The organism is Macrococcus brunensis, from assembly GCF_004359615.1.
Lineage (GTDB): Bacteria > Bacillota > Bacilli > Staphylococcales > Staphylococcaceae > Macrococcus > Macrococcus brunensis.
Window position 1 is genome coordinate 61794 of record NZ_SCWA01000011.1, and the last position, 17057, is coordinate 78850.

19 protein-coding genes are annotated in these 17057 nt (G+C 43.4%); 15 read left to right on the forward strand and 4 right to left on the reverse strand.

The window, feature by feature from the left end:
• Nucleotides 1-9 precede the first annotated feature (9 nt).
• The 3 genes from accC to ERX27_RS07235 are packed head-to-tail and all read left to right on the forward strand — an operon-like array spanning nt 10 to nt 3349.
• The gene (accC, locus tag ERX27_RS07225; protein WP_133432163.1) at nt 10-1359 is read left to right on the forward strand and encodes an acetyl-CoA carboxylase biotin carboxylase subunit; all 1350 of its coding nucleotides are present in this window, start codon (nt 10-12) and stop codon (nt 1357-1359) included.
• 3 nt (nt 1360-1362) lie between these two features.
• Nucleotides 1363-2115, forward strand: a complete 753-nt coding sequence (locus tag ERX27_RS07230) for a LamB/YcsF family protein (protein ID WP_133432164.1) — start codon at nt 1363-1365, stop codon at nt 2113-2115.
• Nucleotides 2116-2137: 22 nt separating this feature from the next.
• On the forward strand, nt 2138-3349 hold the full coding sequence (locus tag ERX27_RS07235; RefSeq protein ID WP_133432165.1) for an NRAMP family divalent metal transporter: 1212 nt from the start codon (nt 2138-2140) through the stop codon (nt 3347-3349).
• Nucleotides 3350-3380: 31 nt separating this feature from the next.
• Here ERX27_RS07235 and ERX27_RS07240 read toward each other — a convergent pair whose 3' ends face one another.
• Nucleotides 3381-3998 carry an HD domain-containing protein gene (locus ERX27_RS07240; RefSeq protein ID WP_133432166.1) on the reverse strand — a complete coding sequence of 206 codons (618 nt, stop codon included), beginning with the start codon at nt 3996-3998 and terminating at the stop codon, nt 3381-3383.
• A gap of 155 nt (nt 3999-4153) precedes the next feature.
• Nucleotides 4154-5629 carry a cardiolipin synthase gene (gene cls, locus ERX27_RS07245; RefSeq protein WP_133432167.1) on the reverse strand — a complete coding sequence of 492 codons (1476 nt, stop codon included), beginning with the start codon at nt 5627-5629 and terminating at the stop codon, nt 4154-4156.
• Between the two features lie 173 nt (nt 5630-5802).
• Between cls and ERX27_RS11520 the strand changes: the two genes are divergently transcribed.
• Nucleotides 5803-5937 carry an Lmo0850 family protein gene (locus ERX27_RS11520; RefSeq protein WP_229713250.1) on the forward strand — a complete coding sequence of 45 codons (135 nt, stop codon included), beginning with the start codon at nt 5803-5805 and terminating at the stop codon, nt 5935-5937.
• Nucleotides 5938-5949: 12 nt separating this feature from the next.
• Here the strand turns inward: ERX27_RS11520 and rodA are convergent, their stop codons facing one another.
• Nucleotides 5950-7104 carry a rod shape-determining protein RodA gene (rodA, locus tag ERX27_RS07250; protein ID WP_133432168.1) on the reverse strand — a complete coding sequence of 385 codons (1155 nt, stop codon included), beginning with the start codon at nt 7102-7104 and terminating at the stop codon, nt 5950-5952.
• A gap of 154 nt (nt 7105-7258) precedes the next feature.
• Between rodA and ERX27_RS07255 the strand changes: the two genes are divergently transcribed.
• The 11 genes from ERX27_RS07255 to ERX27_RS07305 all read left to right on the forward strand — a co-directional run bounded on the left by ERX27_RS07255 (nt 7259) and on the right by ERX27_RS07305 (nt 16925).
• On the forward strand, nt 7259-8329 hold the full coding sequence (locus tag ERX27_RS07255) for a D-alanine--D-alanine ligase (protein WP_133432169.1): 1071 nt from the start codon (nt 7259-7261) through the stop codon (nt 8327-8329).
• Nucleotides 8330-8334: 5 nt separating this feature from the next.
• Entirely contained in the window at nt 8335-9672 is a 1338-nt protein-coding gene (locus ERX27_RS07260; protein ID WP_133432182.1) for a UDP-N-acetylmuramoyl-tripeptide--D-alanyl-D-alanine ligase, read from the forward strand.
• A 166-nt stretch (nt 9673-9838) separates the two neighbouring features.
• A complete protein-coding gene (gene cshA / locus ERX27_RS07265) occupies nt 9839-11320 on the forward strand; it encodes a degradosome RNA helicase CshA (RefSeq protein ID WP_133432170.1) in 1482 nt (493 codons plus the stop codon).
• Nucleotides 11321-11412: 92 nt separating this feature from the next.
• On the forward strand, nt 11413-11889 hold the full coding sequence (locus tag ERX27_RS07270) for a PH domain-containing protein (RefSeq protein ID WP_133432171.1): 477 nt from the start codon (nt 11413-11415) through the stop codon (nt 11887-11889).
• The gene (locus tag ERX27_RS07275; protein WP_133432172.1) at nt 11882-13354 is read left to right on the forward strand and encodes a PH domain-containing protein; all 1473 of its coding nucleotides are present in this window, start codon (nt 11882-11884) and stop codon (nt 13352-13354) included. The genes ERX27_RS07270 and ERX27_RS07275 overlap by 8 nt, the downstream gene beginning before the upstream one ends.
• Entirely contained in the window at nt 13341-13814 is a 474-nt protein-coding gene (locus ERX27_RS07280) for a PH domain-containing protein (protein WP_133432173.1), read from the forward strand. Before ERX27_RS07275 ends, ERX27_RS07280 begins: the two co-directional genes overlap by 14 nt.
• Complete coding sequence (acpS, locus tag ERX27_RS07285; RefSeq protein WP_133432174.1) at nt 13811-14158, forward strand: holo-ACP synthase; 348 nt, start codon at nt 13811-13813, stop codon at nt 14156-14158. Before ERX27_RS07280 ends, acpS begins: the two co-directional genes overlap by 4 nt.
• A gap of 13 nt (nt 14159-14171) precedes the next feature.
• Nucleotides 14172-15302: an alanine racemase gene (gene alr / locus ERX27_RS07290; RefSeq protein WP_239034748.1), complete on the forward strand. Its 1131-nt coding sequence runs from the start codon at nt 14172-14174 to the stop codon at nt 15300-15302.
• Between the two features lie 59 nt (nt 15303-15361).
• Entirely contained in the window at nt 15362-15505 is a 144-nt protein-coding gene (locus ERX27_RS07295) for an antitoxin MazE (protein ID WP_133432176.1), read from the forward strand.
• Nucleotides 15506-15847: a type II toxin-antitoxin system PemK/MazF family toxin gene (locus tag ERX27_RS07300; protein ID WP_133432177.1), complete on the forward strand. Its 342-nt coding sequence runs from the start codon at nt 15506-15508 to the stop codon at nt 15845-15847. It begins immediately after the preceding gene.
• A 79-nt stretch (nt 15848-15926) separates the two neighbouring features.
• Nucleotides 15927-16925 (forward strand): SpoIIE family protein phosphatase, encoded by a 999-nt coding sequence (locus tag ERX27_RS07305; RefSeq protein ID WP_239035715.1) that lies wholly within the window; start codon nt 15927-15929, stop codon nt 16923-16925.
• A 46-nt stretch (nt 16926-16971) separates the two neighbouring features.
• Here ERX27_RS07305 and ERX27_RS07310 read toward each other — a convergent pair.
• The coding region (locus tag ERX27_RS07310) for an IS3 family transposase (protein ID WP_165983063.1) at nt 16972-17057 on the reverse strand (86 nt) is incomplete at its 5' end.

Sequence of the window (17057 nt, forward strand, 5' to 3'; positions counted from 1 at the left end):
GGTGTCACAATGAAAAAAGTATTGATTGCCAACAGAGGAGAAATTGCGATCCGTATTATCAGAACATGTAAAAAGCTCGGTATTCAGACCGTTGCTGTCTATTCTACTTCTGATAAGGATTCGCTTCACGTAGCACTGGCGGATGAAGCATACTGCATCGGTCCGGCACAAGCTCAGAAAAGTTATCTGAATATGAATCAGATCATCTCCGCAGCAATCGTTTCAAATGCAGACGCCATCCATCCGGGTTATGGTTTCCTCGCTGAAAACTCAAAATTTGCGAGAGCATGTGCGGAGCATGATATTATTTTCATCGGTCCTACACCTGAAACGATTGATAAGATGGGAGATAAGGCAGAAGCAAGAAAAACGATGATTGCTGCAGGTGTCCCTGTCATACCCGGCTCTAAAGATGTCATTCCGACAGTAGAAGAAGCAATCAAAATGGCTGAGACAGTCGGTGTACCGCTTGTAGTTAAAGCAGTCGCAGGGGGCGGGGGTAAAGGCATGCGTATCGTCAATGATATGGCTGATGTCGAAAAACTTTATCATTCTGCTAAGAACGAAGCACTGAAAGCTTTTGGAGATGACAGAGTCTATATTGAGAAGTTCATTAAAACAGCACGTCATATCGAAGTGCAGGTGCTGGGTGATGGTAAAGGAGACGCTATTCATCTGTACGACCGTGACTGCTCGATTCAGCGTAATAACCAGAAACTGATTGAAGAAGCTCCGGCTGTTATCGTGCCGGCAGACATACGTGAGAAGATGACGAGCGACGCAGTCAGCGCGGCAAAGAACATCAATTACCGCGGTGCGGGTACGCTTGAATTTCTTTACGTAGAAGAAACCAACGACTATTATTTCCTGGAAATGAATACAAGGGTCCAGGTGGAACATACTGTGACAGAACGCGTGACAGGTGTCGATATTATAGAAGCGCAGCTCGATATTGCACTGGATGATCACTTCCCATTCAAGCAGGAAGATATTAAAATCCACGGTTTTGCAATGGAATGCCGGATTAATGCGGAAGATCCTGCCCACAACTTCAGACCGTCTCCAGGTAAAGTGCAAGGTCTGCACTTACCTGGCGGACCCGGTGTCAGAATCGACACATTCCTATACGAGAACTGTACGGTCTCACCTTATTATGATTCAATGATTGCAAAAATCATCACGTTTGATTTAACACGTGAACGGACGATACAGAAAATGCAGACGATTCTGGATGAGACAGTTATTGACGGTTTTGCGACAAACCTGGATTTCCAGTATCGCATCATTCAGCATCCGAACTATGTTGCCAACACGCTCGATATTAAGTTTCTTGAGAAGAACCACTTCCTGGAGGGATAACTGATGAAAATTGATTTAAATGCAGATCTAGGAGAAAGTTTTGGTAATTACAAGATTGGTAATGATGCGGCGATCATCCCGCTTATTACTTCAGCGAATGTCGCATGCGGGATGCATGCAGGTGATTTTAATGTCATGGAACAGACTATTCAGCTGTGCAAAGAACAAGGTGTCGGTATAGGTGCACATCCCGGTTATAACGATTTGATGGGCTTTGGACGCCGCAAAGTAGATATGCCTTATGAAGAAGTTGAAGCACTCATCACTTATCAAGTCGGTGCGATTCAGGCATTCTGTCAGCGTCATGGTGTTAAGTTAAATCATGTTAAACCGCACGGTGCCCTTTATAACGCGACGTTTAACGACCGCAAACTCGCTGATCATATTGTTGACGCGCTTTACAGACTGGATCCAGCGCTTAAAGTGATGGGGATAGCAGGCGGCCATCTTGTTCAGGCTGCAGAAGATAAAGGGATGACTGGGATTCATGAAGTTTTCGCAGACCGCAACTATGAAGAGGATGGAACACTTGTCAGCCGGAAAGAAGCCGATGCACTGATCCATGATGCAGAAGAAGCAACTGCTCATATCCTGCGCATGATAAACGATCAGGTCGTCAAAACGAAAACAGGTAAGCTTGTGCCGATCCAGGCAGATTCTATTTGTGTTCATGGTGATGGACCTGAAGCTCTCCAGTTCGTCCATGCAATCAGAACGGCTTTACAGAAACAGAATATAGAACTGACGACGATATAGTCAGAATAAAGGGGATGAAAGAATGGAAAACAACACAAAATTAACAGCTGGACAGAGACGTCTACTATTCGGCGCTATCTTCCTGATGGCAACGTCAGCGATTGGACCGGCTTTTTTAACACAGACGACCGTCTTTACGGAGAAGTTTTTAGCCAGTTTTGCATTTGCGATATTAGTCAGTATTATTATTGATATCGGTGCTCAGCTGAATATCTGGCGTGTGCTGACTGTAACAGGAAAGCGTGGTCAGGATGTAGCGAATGAAGTAGTGAAGGGTCTCGGGACAGTTATTTCTATCCTGATTGTACTGGGCGGCCTCGCCTTCAACATCGGTAACGTGGCAGGTGCAGGTCTTGGTTTCAATGCATTATTCGGGCTGGATGTAAAAATAGGCGCTGTGATCACAGGTTTACTTGCTATCATAATCTTCAGCTCTAAGAGTGGCGCGAAAGTGATGGATGTCATCACACAGATACTCGGTGCTCTGATGCTTGTCATAGTAGGGATTGTCATGATTAAAGTCAATCCACCTTACGCAGAAGCCGCGTATCGTATGGTTGCACCTGAAAATCCGGCAGCACTCGTTATGCCGATTATTACAATCGTCGGTGGAACAGTCGGCGGTTATATCACATTTGCCGGTGCTCACCGTTTAATTGAAGATGGTATGGTCGGTCAGAAAAATCTGCCGTTTGTGACGCGTGCAGCGAACCTCGGTATTTTAACAACAGGATTTATGCGTCTTTTCTTATTCCTGGCAGTACTCGGTGTCGTCGCAACGGGTGTTAAACTGAATGCCGATAACCCACCGGCATCTGCATTCCAGTATGCGCTAGGTGATATCGGGCCAAAAATATTTGGTTTAGTTCTATTGGCGGCAGCCTTGACGTCTGTTATCGGTGCCGCTTATACCAGTGCTTCATTCTTAAAAGGGTTCCACCCTGTTTTCTCGAAATATAATAATATCGTCATCATATGCTTTATTGTTTTCTCGACTATTGTGTTTGTCTTTATTGGGAAGCCGGTTAAGCTGCTGATTTTAGCAGGTGCGTTCAACGGACTCATCTTACCAGTGACATTAACCGCTATTCTGATAGCTTCACGCAAGAAATCAATTGTAGGTGACTACAAACATCCGACATGGATGCTTGTGTTCGGTGTCATTGCAGTGCTGGTCACACTAGGCGCAGGCGTCTTGTCTATCCAGAGCCTGCTGGATTTATGGAATCAATAAAAATAAGCTGACTTTTAAAGTCAGCTTATTTTTATTGCCATTCTTCTTTGAACTGAGCCACAAATTGCTCCATAAACTCGTGTCTTTCTGCGGCTATAGCTCGACCTGTCTCAGTATTCATCAAGTCTTTTAATTTGAGTAGTTTCTCGTAAAAATGATTAATCGCATGTGTTTTTTCGCGGTAATCTGCCTGCTGCAGGTCGCGTGGTGGAATGAGTGGATCGTACATGATATCGCCGAACTTACCCGCATACATAAAAGTACGGGCGATTCCGATTGCACCGATGGCATCCAGACGGTCAGCATCCTGTACCACCTTGCCTTCCAGTGATTCAAGCTTACCGGCGTTCTTACCGCCTTTGAAACTCATATATTTCAGAATATGCTTGATTGCGTCACGTTTATCTTCAGCGAGCGCAATCTGGTCGAAGAAGTTTTCAAGCTTCGTCCAGGCAGTGACTTCGTCCGTCAGTTTATCATCGACTGTGTCATGGAGCAGCGCAGCCATCTCGACAATCAGCAGATCAGCCTGTTCTTCTCTGCCGATAGTGAGTGCCATTTTTCTGACACGTTCGATATGCGCATAATCATGGCCGGATGAATCGCCCATGTGAAAATCTTTCACGTATTTTTCGGTTTCTTTTATCATCAGTATGCTCCTTTTACTTCATTTATGGGTACAGTGTAACAAATATGAGAAGAGGTGAAGTCATGATTAAACTTTCTAACAAAGAAAAAATGCTGAGCTACGGTGCGCTTTTAGCTCATAGTCTGTTCCTGGTGAACGTTGTGCTGTTACCCCTTTTAAAGGATAGGGGCAATAAGTCGCGCTAATGCTTCTTTTACTTTGATCCATAACGCACGCTGTTCGTATAATTCTATCGTCATTTCACTGGAGAGTTTGACATCTTCTTCAAAGGCGTGACGCAGTTCACAAGCGACTCCGGCGTCATAGATGAAGGCGTTGACTTCGAAATTCAGCTCAAAACTTCGGACATCCATGTTGGCGGTACCGACGCTCGCAACTTCGTCATCAATGACAATCATTTTCGTATGAATAAAGCCTTCTTCATAGAGAAAGACTTTACCCCCTACTTTTAGCAGTTCGCTCGCGAATGTCGTCGTTCCCCAGTAGACAAACGGATGGTCGGGTTTGTTAGGAATCATCAGATAAACTTTAACACCAGAGAGAATCGCGATTTTCAAGGCGTCCAGAAAAGCAGCATCTGGAATGAAATAAGGACTCTGAATGTAGATGGAATCTTTAGCGCTTGAAATCATCTTGATATAGCCGTACTTGATCTGATGGAGTTCTTCCTCCGGACCGCTTGAGGCGATTTGAATACCGACATCCCCGCCGCTTTTAACATCCGGAAAATATTTTGGTTCATAGCGGAGGAAATTACGGGTCGCCTGTGAATTCCAGTCCAGGATAAAACGGAGTTGTAGCGCATTCACTGCATCGCCTTCGATGCGCAAGTGTGTATCTCGCCAGTAACCAAATTTATCGTCGAGACCAAGGTACTCATCCCCGACGTTAAAACCGCCGATATAACCGATACGACCATCTATCACAACAATCTTGCGGTGGTTACGGTTATTGAGCCTGAAGTTGATGAGCGGAAAGAAGGACGGGAAGAATGCTTCTACCTGTCCGCCGAGTGCTTTGAACTCTTTGAATTTAGATAAAGTAAGTGTTCTTGAGCCCATATCGTCATATAGCATACGGACTTCAACGCCTTCTCGGAGCTTTACTTCGAGCGCATCGATAATACGTTGACCGATACCGTCGCGTTTAAAAATATAATATTGAATATGGATATGCTCTTTCGCTGCGAGGATGTCCGTGATTAGGTTCTCGAATTTATCATGGCCATCAGTGAGTACGTTGACACGGTTATCTGTTGTTAAAAAGGCCGGCTGGTTGATCAGCAGCATACGAATCATATCTTTATGTCTGACGACTTCTTCAGACGGTGAAACGAGTAAATTATTATCCAGCGCATAAATCTGTTCGTTGATAACGGTTTCCAGTTCGTACTTATCACTCTCATCAAAGTAAAAGAGGTGTTCCCGACTGATCTTCCGGCCGAATAGCAGATAGAGAAAGAAGCCGAGAAGCGGTAAGAAGAAGAGGACAAAAAGCCAGGCCCAGGTTGAACTGGCAGTGCGCCGCTCCAGGAAAATGATGACGAAGGCCAGAAAGATATTGACGATAAAGCCTAGAAAAATAGCGAGTGCATATATATTCGACAGCTCATTGACGATTAAATGATTCAAATGGTTGGCCTCCTCTTATAAGTAAGACTATTATACTATAATCTTTCGCACAGAACCTTTACTTCGCAGATATAATATTTTCAAAAAATTTACACAAATAAGTCTTTAGTCCTATAGTAAAAAGGGAATGTTTCAGTTAGAATGAAGGTAATCAATTGACAGGAGAGAACTCTATGACGAATAAGCAGGATAAAATGAAAAATGTCGTTACGCTTTTATCGACTCTCGGCGTCAACATAACTCGAACAAAATCACGACTGGATGTCATCCGTACATTACCGCATGTTGCCCCGGTTAAATTAAAATAAAACCTCCGATTCCTACGAATCAGAGGTTTTTTGTTTGTGATAAAAAATACTAAGGGCAATTCCGATGCCGCCCATCACTGTCCATAAGGCGCTTCCCCCGTAACTGATGAGAGGTAACGGAATCCCTGTAATCGGTACGAGCTGAATTGTCATACCGACATTCTGAAACACGTGGAACATGAGCATGCTGATCAGTCCGGTCAGAAACAGAGAGCTGAACGGATGATCAGCATACTGTGCAAGCCGTATCAGATGCATGAATAGGGCCAGGAAGAGAATCAGCACAAGGACTGAACCGATGAAGCCGAATTCTTCGCCGACAACAGAATAAATGAAGTCGGTATGGTTTTCCGGGATATAGACCTCACCGTTCTTAAATCCTTTACCAAAAAGGCCGCCGGAACCGATGGCTTTCATCGATTCAATCAGGTGAAAGCCGTCACCTTCACTGTAAGCTTCAGGATTAAGCCAGGAATTAATTCGGCCCAGCTGATAAGTCTGAATTCCCAGCACTTTTTCAATTAAAACCGGTTTATAAAGAATGCTCAGAATAAGTGAAGCTCCGACTGCACCGATCGTCAACAGGAAAGGGACAAGTATCTTCCAGCTGATGCCTGAGACGATGATCATGCCGAGAATGATGGCGAGTAATACGAGTGTCGTTCCCAGGTCATTCTGCAATAGAATTAAAATCATCGGTACAAGTGCGACACCTGCTACTTTCAGAATGAGATTAAAATCTGTCTGAATCGTTTTATTGAACGTGAAGCGATTATGGCGATAAATCACGTTTGCCAGAATCAGCATTAAGATCACTTTCATAAATTCAGAGGGCTGAAGACTGATGGGTCCAATTCTATACCAGCTCTTTGCACCGTTGATAATCGGCGTGAAAGAAGATTCAGGCAGGATGAAAAGCCCTGCTAAAGCCAGATTACCAACTAAATAAATCGGCCAGACAAACTGACGGAGTTTTTTAGGTGAGATAAACATAAGAGAAAGCGCGATGATAAAACCGAGTATGTAATATAGGAACTGTCGTTCTGCGAAGTTGGTTGCATACTGCTGACCGGTCATTGCGGATGTGATAACCGTTATACTGACCGCTGCAAAAGCGATAAGCAGTACAAGTAACCACCAGTCAATCTTTTCTAACCATTGTTTCATTGAGGTAAGCACTTCTCCTTACTGCGAGTTAATAATAACCATTATAACTTAAGTTAGAAAAAGAATGAAATATGATTGAAATTTTCAACTGCAATTTGTTCTATCGTTTCATATCGTGATAAGATAGCACTAACAATTTTTATGGAGGCGTAATATGACAAAAGAAAATATTTGTATTATTTATGGTGGTAAAAGTGCAGAACATGATATCTCCATTTTAACGGCACAATCAGTCATCAATGCGATGGATAAAGAGAAATATGCAGTGGATACTATCTATATCACTAATGAGGGCGAATGGATTAAAGGCCCTGCTATCACAAATAAGATAGAAGACGCAGAAGTTCTGCGACTGATGTCTTCAGAATCAGTTTCTCTGACAGAGATGCTGAGCCAGTCAACAACAGGTCAGGCCTATGATGCACTTTTCCCGCTCCTGCACGGACCGAACGGTGAAGACGGAACAATTCAGGGCCTATTTGAAGTGCTCGATTTACCGTATGTCGGTAACGGCGTTTTAGCTGCATCAAGCTCAATGGATAAACTGGTGATGAAACAGTTATTCGCGAATAGAGGACTGCCGCAACTTCCTTACGTCAGCTTCTTAAGAAGTGAATTTGAGAAATATCGTACCAATATTCTTGAACTGATTGATAATAAACTGGAATATCCGGTTTTTGTTAAGCCGGCCAATTTAGGTTCATCTGTCGGTATCTCTAAGTGCAATGACCGCGAGGAACTGATCAAAGGTATAGAAGAAGCACTCCAATTTGACCGTAAACTCGTCGTTGAACAAGGTGTCAGCGCTCGTGAAATCGAAGTCGCTGTTCTTGGTAATGACCATCCTGAGACGACGTTACCTGGTGAAGTAGTGAAGGACGTTGCATTCTATGACTATAAAGCGAAATATAAAGACGGCAAAGTCAAACTCGCTATCCCGGCAGATATTTCCGAGGAAACAGCTGAAACACTCCGTAACATGGCTGTAGAAGCGTTCAAAGCGACAGATTGTTCAGGCTTAGTACGCGCGGACTTCTTCGTTACTGAAGACGAAACGATCTATATCAATGAAACAAATGCGATGCCAGGTTTCACGAAGTTCAGTATGTATCCACTTCTCTGGGAGAACATGAATGTCTCTTACAGCGAACTGATCACCCGACTGATTGAACTCGCAAAAGAGCGCTACACAGAGAAAAAGAAAATTAAATATAAGATGGACTGATGGCGATGATAAAACGAACAGCAAAACAACTCGCTGCCATGTGCGGCGGTACGATAGAAAAAAAATTTGAAGCCATCAAAGTAGAAGGCGTTTCTATAGACTCAAGATTGATTGACGACGCCGTTCTTTTTGTTCCTTTCAAAGGGGAGCATACAGATGGTCATCGCTACGTCACTCAGGCGATAGCGAGTGGTGCAGCCATCAGTTTCTGGCAGAATGATGTAGCTGATGCACCGGATGTACCCCTTATTAAAGTAGATGACTGCCTCACCGCTTTACAGAAGCTTAGCCAGTCTTATCTGAAAGAAGTACATCCTACTGTAATCGGTATTACGGGTTCCAATGGTAAGACAACGACTAAGGACATGGTTGCGAGTGTACTCGCACCTCATTTCAAAGTGAAAAAGACAATCGGTAACTATAACAATGAAATCGGGCTGCCTCTGACGATTTGTCAGCTTGATGAAGACACAGAAGTATCAATACTTGAGATGGGGATGTCCGGCTTCAGAGAGATTGCGTTATTATCCCGTATTGCGGAGCCTGATATCGCAGCAATCACGAATATTGGTGAAAGCCATATGCGTGACCTCGGCTCCCGTGCAGGAATTGCTAAGGCTAAGTTCGAGATCACTGAAGGCTTAAAAGGACTATTTATCTATGATGGAGACGAGGAACTGCTGAAGCCGCTTGCTGCAACGTTTAAAGGTGATAAGCAGTCTATCGGTTTTAACGAAGACAATCAGCTCCAGCTGCGAGATATCAAGCAGCTTGACGATGTGATTGCTTTTAAAGTAGGTGAATCGGAATCGGTCTTTGAGCTGCCGATGCTGGGTCTTCATAATGTCAGAAATGCAGCGATTGCAGTGACTATCGGCCGTCATATGCAGTTAAGCGATGCAGAAATCAATCGCAATCTTGCACATCTCGAAATGACCGGTATGCGCATGGAGAAACTAGCAGGACCGGCAGGCAGCATTTTGATTAATGATGCTTATAATGCAAGTCCGACTAGTATGAAGGCAGCAATAGATACAATTGATGCAATGGATGGCACAAAGTATATCGTCTTAAGCGATGTACTGGAACTCGGTCCGGACTCAGAAAATTATCACCGCGCGGTCGGCCGCTACTTTGCAGGAAAAGACGTGACGCTTCTCGCGACAGGGCAGGAAGCGCGCTACATTTACGAAGAAGCAGAAAAATATGTGCCTGCTCATTACTTTAATACGAAAGAAGCCGTAGCAGAATTCCTGAAATCACGACTGAATGAAGAGGCAAAAGTGCTCTTCAAAGCAAGTCGTGGCATGAAGCTGGAAACGATAATAGAAACGCTCGTTTAAAGGAAAGGAGACTGTCTGGATGAAGACGGTTTCCTTTCTTTTCCTTTCATTCTCAGATAAATGCGTTTGCTATTCACTTGGTTAGATGGTAGTATAGAGAAGTTAACGCGAGAGCAGAGTGAAAATTCACACGTAGAGCAAGCGAACAGAAAAAGGAGAAATAATTTTGCAAAAATTTAGAGACTTAGGTATTAGCGAACCTACAATCCAATCGCTAGAGAAGTTAGGTTTTACAGAACCTACAGCGATCCAGACTGAAAGTATTCCATATACTATGGCTGGCAGAGATGTATTAGGACAAGCGCAGACCGGCACAGGTAAAACAGGTGCATTCGGTATACCTTTAATTGAGAAAGTGAAGCAGCACGAAGGCATTCAGAGTTTAATACTCGCGCCTACTCGTGAACTGGCTGTACAAGTAGCAGACCAGTTAAAAGCATTCAGCCGTGGACAAGGTGTTCAGGTTGTGACTGTATTCGGCGGTATGCCGATCGACCGTCAGATTCGTGAATTAAAAAGAAAACCTCAAATCGTAGTCGGTACACCAGGACGTGTTATCGACCACTTAAACCGTCGTACACTGAAAACAGAACAGATGACGACACTGATTCTTGATGAAGCAGATGAAATGATGAACATGGGCTTCATCGATGATATGCGTTTTATCATGGATAAATTACCGAAAGAGAATCGTCAGACGTTATTATTCTCAGCGACAATGCCTAAAGCCATTCAGGAACTTGTTCAGAAGTTCATGAAGGACCCAGTTGTTGTTAAGACAATGACAAACGTTGATTCTAATCCGGATATCGACGAATTCTATACAATCGTCAAAGAACTTGAGAAATTTGATACATTTACGAATTTCCTTGATGTTCACAGCCCGGACCTTGCGATTGTCTTCGGTCGTACTAAACGACGTGTAGATGAGCTGACAAGTGCACTGATCTCTAAAGGTTACCGTGCAGAAGGTCTTCATGGTGATATCACACAGGCGAAACGTCTTGAAGTACTGAAAAAATTCAAGAATGATTCTATCGATATCCTTGTCGCAACAGATGTTGCAGCACGTGGATTAGATATTTCAGGCGTTTCACACGTTTATAACTTCGATATCCCTCAGGACGTTGAAAGTTATACACACCGTATCGGACGTACAGGCCGTGCAGGTAAACATGGTATGGCGATTTCATTCGTCAACCCGATTGAAATGGATTATATCCGTCAGATCGAAAAAGAGAAAAATCGTACGATGAAAGCTCTTCGTCCACCTACACCAGGTGAAGTCATAAAATCACGTGAGAGCGACGTTAAGAAAAAAGTAGCGGAATGGGTAGCTAAACCATCTGAAGAACGTATTGAAACAATCGCGCAAGGTCTGATTGAAGAATACGGCGATGTTAAATTAGTGACATCATTACTGCAGGAACTGATTCAATCTAACAATGATGTTGATGTTCAACTGACATTCGAAAAACCGCTTGGCCGTAAAGGTGGCAAATCATCTTATGGTCGTCGTGGTGGTAACGGTGGCGGTGGTAACCGTAACTTCAAAAACCGTGATTCTAAAGATAACCGCCGTCGTAAACCGGCAGCAGGTAAATCTAAGAACTTCAAAGGGCGTACATTCGCTGATCACAAGAAATAATACTGAGAGCCGCACTGAAAAGTGCGGCTCTTTTTTGTGCCGTCATCGATATCCTATTTTTGGTATAATTGATTGAAAAGAGGAGGTTAACTATGCGTTCAACAACTGAAATGATTAAACAGCCCCTGCAGGTCAAACAGCTTAAAATGTATCATTATCTGATCATAGCAGCGCTACTTTTACTGGTAGCCTATGGTGTTCATTATGGGATTATTCACTGGTCCTGGTTCGACCAGCTGATTTTTATCTATGTACTACCTGCCCTGATGTTCCTCTTCTCCCTGGTAGCCCCGGCTATCCGTTATCGTTATACAGCTTATAGACTGAATGCCGTATCGATAGAGATATCACAGGGTCTGTTCTGGCATCAGCGCTCAGCTATTCCGATGGACCGCATTCAGTACGTCACAATCAGTACAGGACCGATTGCTCAAACACTCGGCTTGTCTAAAGTCAATGTCATCACGAGTGGAGAGTCGGTAGCGCTACCTTATGTTGATGCGGAGACCGCCCGCCATATCTCCAGACAGATTACAGAACGAATCAAGGAGGTGAGCAGTTATGTCTGAGACTAGACGTCTGCATCCCATCACTTATCTGTCAAAGATATTTAAATCCGTCAAAGATAACTTCCTGACCATTCTGCTTGCTGGTTTTCTTTTCTTAAAGAACGGCTTTAATCTGAATGATATCGGCGATCTTATTTTCCCTGGCATTCTGCTCTTCTTCGCCGTCATCAGTATCGTACTTGGTATCATTGAAGCGCTGACGACCACCTACTGGATCGCTGATGATAAATTATTTGTCAAAAGCGGTATTCTGTCAGTGACAACAAAGGAACTTTATATTGCCCGCATTCAGTCCGTTGAAACGACGCGTAATATAGTCAACCAGATTTTCGGAGGCGTCATCCTGGATATTAAGACACCGGGAGACGGTATTAAGCTGGATACCATCTCTAAACGAGCGGCAGATGAGCTGACCCATTATCTTGAAACAAGAAAAAATAATCTGGGTGATGCTGTAGAGGAAGTTCATCAGCCTTCAGCATTTCAATCCTACTACCAGCTGAAATTTAAAGATATCATGCTGATGAGTGTGACGAGTGGGGCGATGGGGACAGTGCTTGCTGTTGTATTCGGCTTGTATTCACAGGTTGATGAGATTCTTCATATCAGTGAAAGATTGTCACCGCTTCAGAAAGAGATCGGTTCAAGTTTTTATTCAATAGCGGTTACTGTGATTCTAGGCCTGTTACTGAGCTACATCATCGGTATCTTTGTCACTGCACTGAAATATTTTAATTATGAACTGACTTACGATGGTGAGCGTCTGAAAATCAGACATGGACTTTTTGAGGTCAAGGAACGTATTGTTGTCGTCAAACAAATTCAGGCGGTTGAAGAGAAGAAATCCTTTCTTAGACAATGGCTCGGCTATACGAGTTTCCGGGTGACCATCACAAGTGATGCCGCCCTTGAATCAGAAGACGACAATGTCCTTGGACAGATTGATGTTCTGCCTTTTATTAAGCGGAAGGAAGGTCTTCAGGTGATGGCACAGCTTGTTCCCGACTACTATTATAATGAAGTGGAACGCATTATCCCGAAACGGTCGCTAAGACGCTATATTCAGTGGTACTGGCTCGTGATTATTGTCGCCACAGGGCTCGTGCAGTATTATTTGTTCGATAAAGCGTGGATCTTCGGTGTTGTCCTGCTGATTTTGACGTTTATATCAGGCTGGATGCGTTACCGTTATTCAGGATACGAGATTCAGGATAATCAGATCACTGTCCGTGAGACCGGTCTGTTTTCCAGCACTATCTACCAGTTGAAAGAAGACCGGCTGATCAGCGTTCATGTCACCGATCATTATTTTCTGGAAAAAGCGCATCTCGCGTCAATTGTCTTACGTGTATCAGCGGGTTCGCTTTTTACGGATGCATCGCTTAAACTAGTAGAAAGAGCAGATGCAGAACGTATTTATGACTGGTTTTTAGAGAAGGAGGTCAGACAATATGAAGAAAGCTGATGCTTCTGCCATAAAAGTATGGCGTATAGCGAATACCATCTGGACAGTTATACTGCTGGCGTTACTCATAGGTTTAGCGGCCGTCAGACATTTCTTCTTCGACTGGATTCCCTTGATGGTTGTGGCGGGTTTTGGGGCTCTTAATGTCCTTCAGATGATCTGGTTTATCTGGATCGAGCCGCGTATCGCTTATAGGACGCATGAATATCAAGTAGGTGAAACAGAACTGATCACTCGTTCTGGTATCTTCATCAAACGTGAGACGATTATTCCTTTTGTCCGTATTCAAAATGTAGAAACACAAGTCGGTCCGATTATGAAGCGTTTTAACTTAAAAAGCGTCGAGGTAACGACAGCGGGTGGAGCAACTCAGATTGAACTGATCAATAGTACGGAGGCGGAGCATATTAAAAAAGTGATTGATGAAGCAGTGAATCGTTTGGAGTGGACGGGCAGATGATAATAGGAATTGGAACAGATGTGATTGAAATAGAACGAATCAGCGGACTGATGTCAGAGAAGTTCATCAAGCGTATCCTGCATCCGGAGGAGATTAAAGTTCTTGAAACATTTAGTCATGAAGCGAGACAGGTCTCTTTTGTTGCGGGTCGGTTCGCTGTAAAAGAAGCGTACGCAAAAGCTTATGGTACCGGCATTGGACAGCAGTTCCGCTTTAATGATATCTGCTGTTTGAACAACGCGGCAGGTCAGCCGTACATCGAGGACGCGAAATATAAAGTTCATGTTTCAATCGCTCATTCTCACACAGTGGCGACTGCATTCGTTATAATAGAAGAAAAGTAAGAGGAGGATAATAATGAATTATTATCGTCAGAGTGTACTCCATATCAATTTAGATGATTTATATGATAATTATGCGGCTGTAGCGCGTCTGCATCCTGATAAGAAAACCATTGCAGTAATCAAAGCAAATGCTTATGGCATGGGAGCAGTGACAGTCGCTGAACACCTCAGAAAACAAGGTGTTGACTTCTTTGCAGTTGCTACATTAGATGAAGCACTTGAACTGCGCAAAAATGATATTACCGCACACATACTCGTGTTAGGTGTCATCAGACCAGAAGATGTCAAACGGGCTGCCGTTTCAAATATAGCGGTCACTTTGCCTGATGAAGCCTGGCTGACTGAAGCCATTCAACATTTAGACAGGACCCTCACCGTTCATGTGAAACTTGATACAGGTATGAATCGTATCGGTATACGAGATAAAGAAGAGTATGGCCGGGTACTTGTACGCATCAAACAAAGTGAACTGCTGGACTTTGAAGGTGTTTATACCCATTTCAGCTGTGCGGATATGGACAATGATTCTGCTGAACAGGCGCATGAGACATTTATGGAGATTGTGAATGCTTATGACAAACCGCGTTATATCCACAGTCAGAATTCTGCTGCTGCGCTCCGATATGAAATGGCGGACTGTACAGCAGTTAGGTTGGGGATTGCGATGTATGGTTATTATCCATCGCCGTTCATCAAAACACTCACTGATATTAACTTGAAGCCGGTCATGAAGCTGACGAGTGAAATCAACTTCATCAAAGATGTGCCGGCTGGTACGAAAATCGGATACGGCAGTCATTACGAAGCAGAACAGAATGAACGGATCGCGACACTTCCTATCGGTTATGCCGACGGACTTCTTCGTTCTATGTCGGGCTACTCGGTCAGCGTGGCAGGAGAAGATGCACCGATTGTCGGTCGTGTCTGTATGGATCAGACGATGATCCGTGTCTCTGATCAAGTAAAACTGGGAGATGAAGTGCTCATCATCGATAACAAGATGAATACTCACCAGTCAATGGAAGTGGCAGAAAAGAAACAGTCAACAATCAGCTATGAAGTGCTCTGTAACCTTGGACAAAGGCTGCCACGTGTTTACTATACGGATAATCAGTCAACCGCGAAGAATACATTATTAAAATAAAAGTAGTTTTTTTTATATGCGTTTGATATGATTATGTTGATTTACTTAGGAGGTTAATCATGAAGAAATTTGATCAATTATTAGCTGAAGGCTATGAATCTATGGCTGAACTTAATTTAATCATTTCTTATGAGCAATTCGATCTTGAAAGTGAAGTATGTGAAAAGAGCGAAATGTATTTCTTATCTGATGATGGTGAGTAGATGAGGCGCGGCGAAGTCTTCCTGGCTGATCTGTCCCCTGTCAAAGGCTCGGAACAAGGCGGTAAGCGTCCTGTTGTCATTATTCAGAACGATGTCGGGAATAAGTACAGTCCGACTGTTATCGTGGCTGCTATCACAGCGAAAATCAATAAAGCACGTATTCCGACCCATGTAGAGATTGGTAAAACCAATCATCATCTGGATAAGGATTCAGTGATACTGCTTGAACAGATCAGAACGATTGATAAAAATCGGTTGATTGAGAAGCTGACTGTTCTCTCTGCGGAAAAAATGCATGAAGTGAACCAGGCGCTTGAAATCAGTCTCGGACTTACTCAATGAATTAAAAGAGATACTTATCGTGGACTTTAGGATGACTAAAGTCTTTTTAGTTGGAAAGGAGGCAAATGGAATGAATCATATAGATGAACTTGTCGTTAATTACGAAAAAATATTGGATCGTTATATCGAATCAAAAAATGAAAAGGATCTGGACGGCATTCAGAACCTGAGCTTTGAAGCGATTGAAAACGACATTTCTCCGGAAGAAATTGTTTCCTTACATAAAGATTTAACGCTTGAAAAAGAGCTGACTGCTGAAGAGATGAAGCTGTCGATGGACGTATTACTTGAGATGGTCATTGGATTTGGCTTCTCTTATCGCGACTACAAAGCACTGGTCAAAAAGATGGAAGCACATGATAAAGAAATGGATATTGCAGCAAGTCTGCAGTCCATGATGCTGAAGACCAAGATTCCGAAACTGAACAGCATTGAAATCGGTGCGATCAGTGTGCCCGCACAGCGCGTAAATGGAGACTATTACAACTTGATCGATCATCATGATGGCACGATGAGTTTCGCGGTCGCAGATGTCATCGGGAAAGGGATTCCAGCTGCTCTTGCCATGAGTATGATTAAGTTTGGAATGGATTCATATGGACACTCACAACTCCCAAGTGATGGTCTGAAACGTCTTAACAGGGTTGTGGAGAAGAACGTCAATCAGAATATGTTCGTGACGATGTTCTACGGGCTCTACGAGGAAATCAGCAGTAAGTTCTATTATAGTTCCGCAGGTCATGAACCAGGTTATATCTACCGCGAAAAGACGGACAGCTTCGAGGAGATGGGTGCTCGCGGTATCGTATTAGGTGTCAATCCGACGACTCGTTATGATCAGGAAGAACATGACATCAATATCGGTGATATGATTCTTGTCTTTACGGACGGTCTGTCAGAAATACGGCGTCTGTCAGGTGAGTTTGTTCGGACTGAAGATTTGCTTGAGCTGATTAGAACTTATAAACATCTGCATCCACAGGACATCGTGCAGGTGGTCTACGAAGAACTGATCAAGATTCAGGACCCTAAAAAACGGGATGATCTGACTATTCTTTTAATTAAAAGAGTCAATTAATGTTTGGTACTGAACCCTGAAAATGGGACGGAATAAAAAACACTTTTTATAAGGCTGCTTGTATTCGGTATTGAACCGGAGATAAGTAGCCTAATTTTTGTTGAATTCTATTTTCATTATAATTTTTGATGT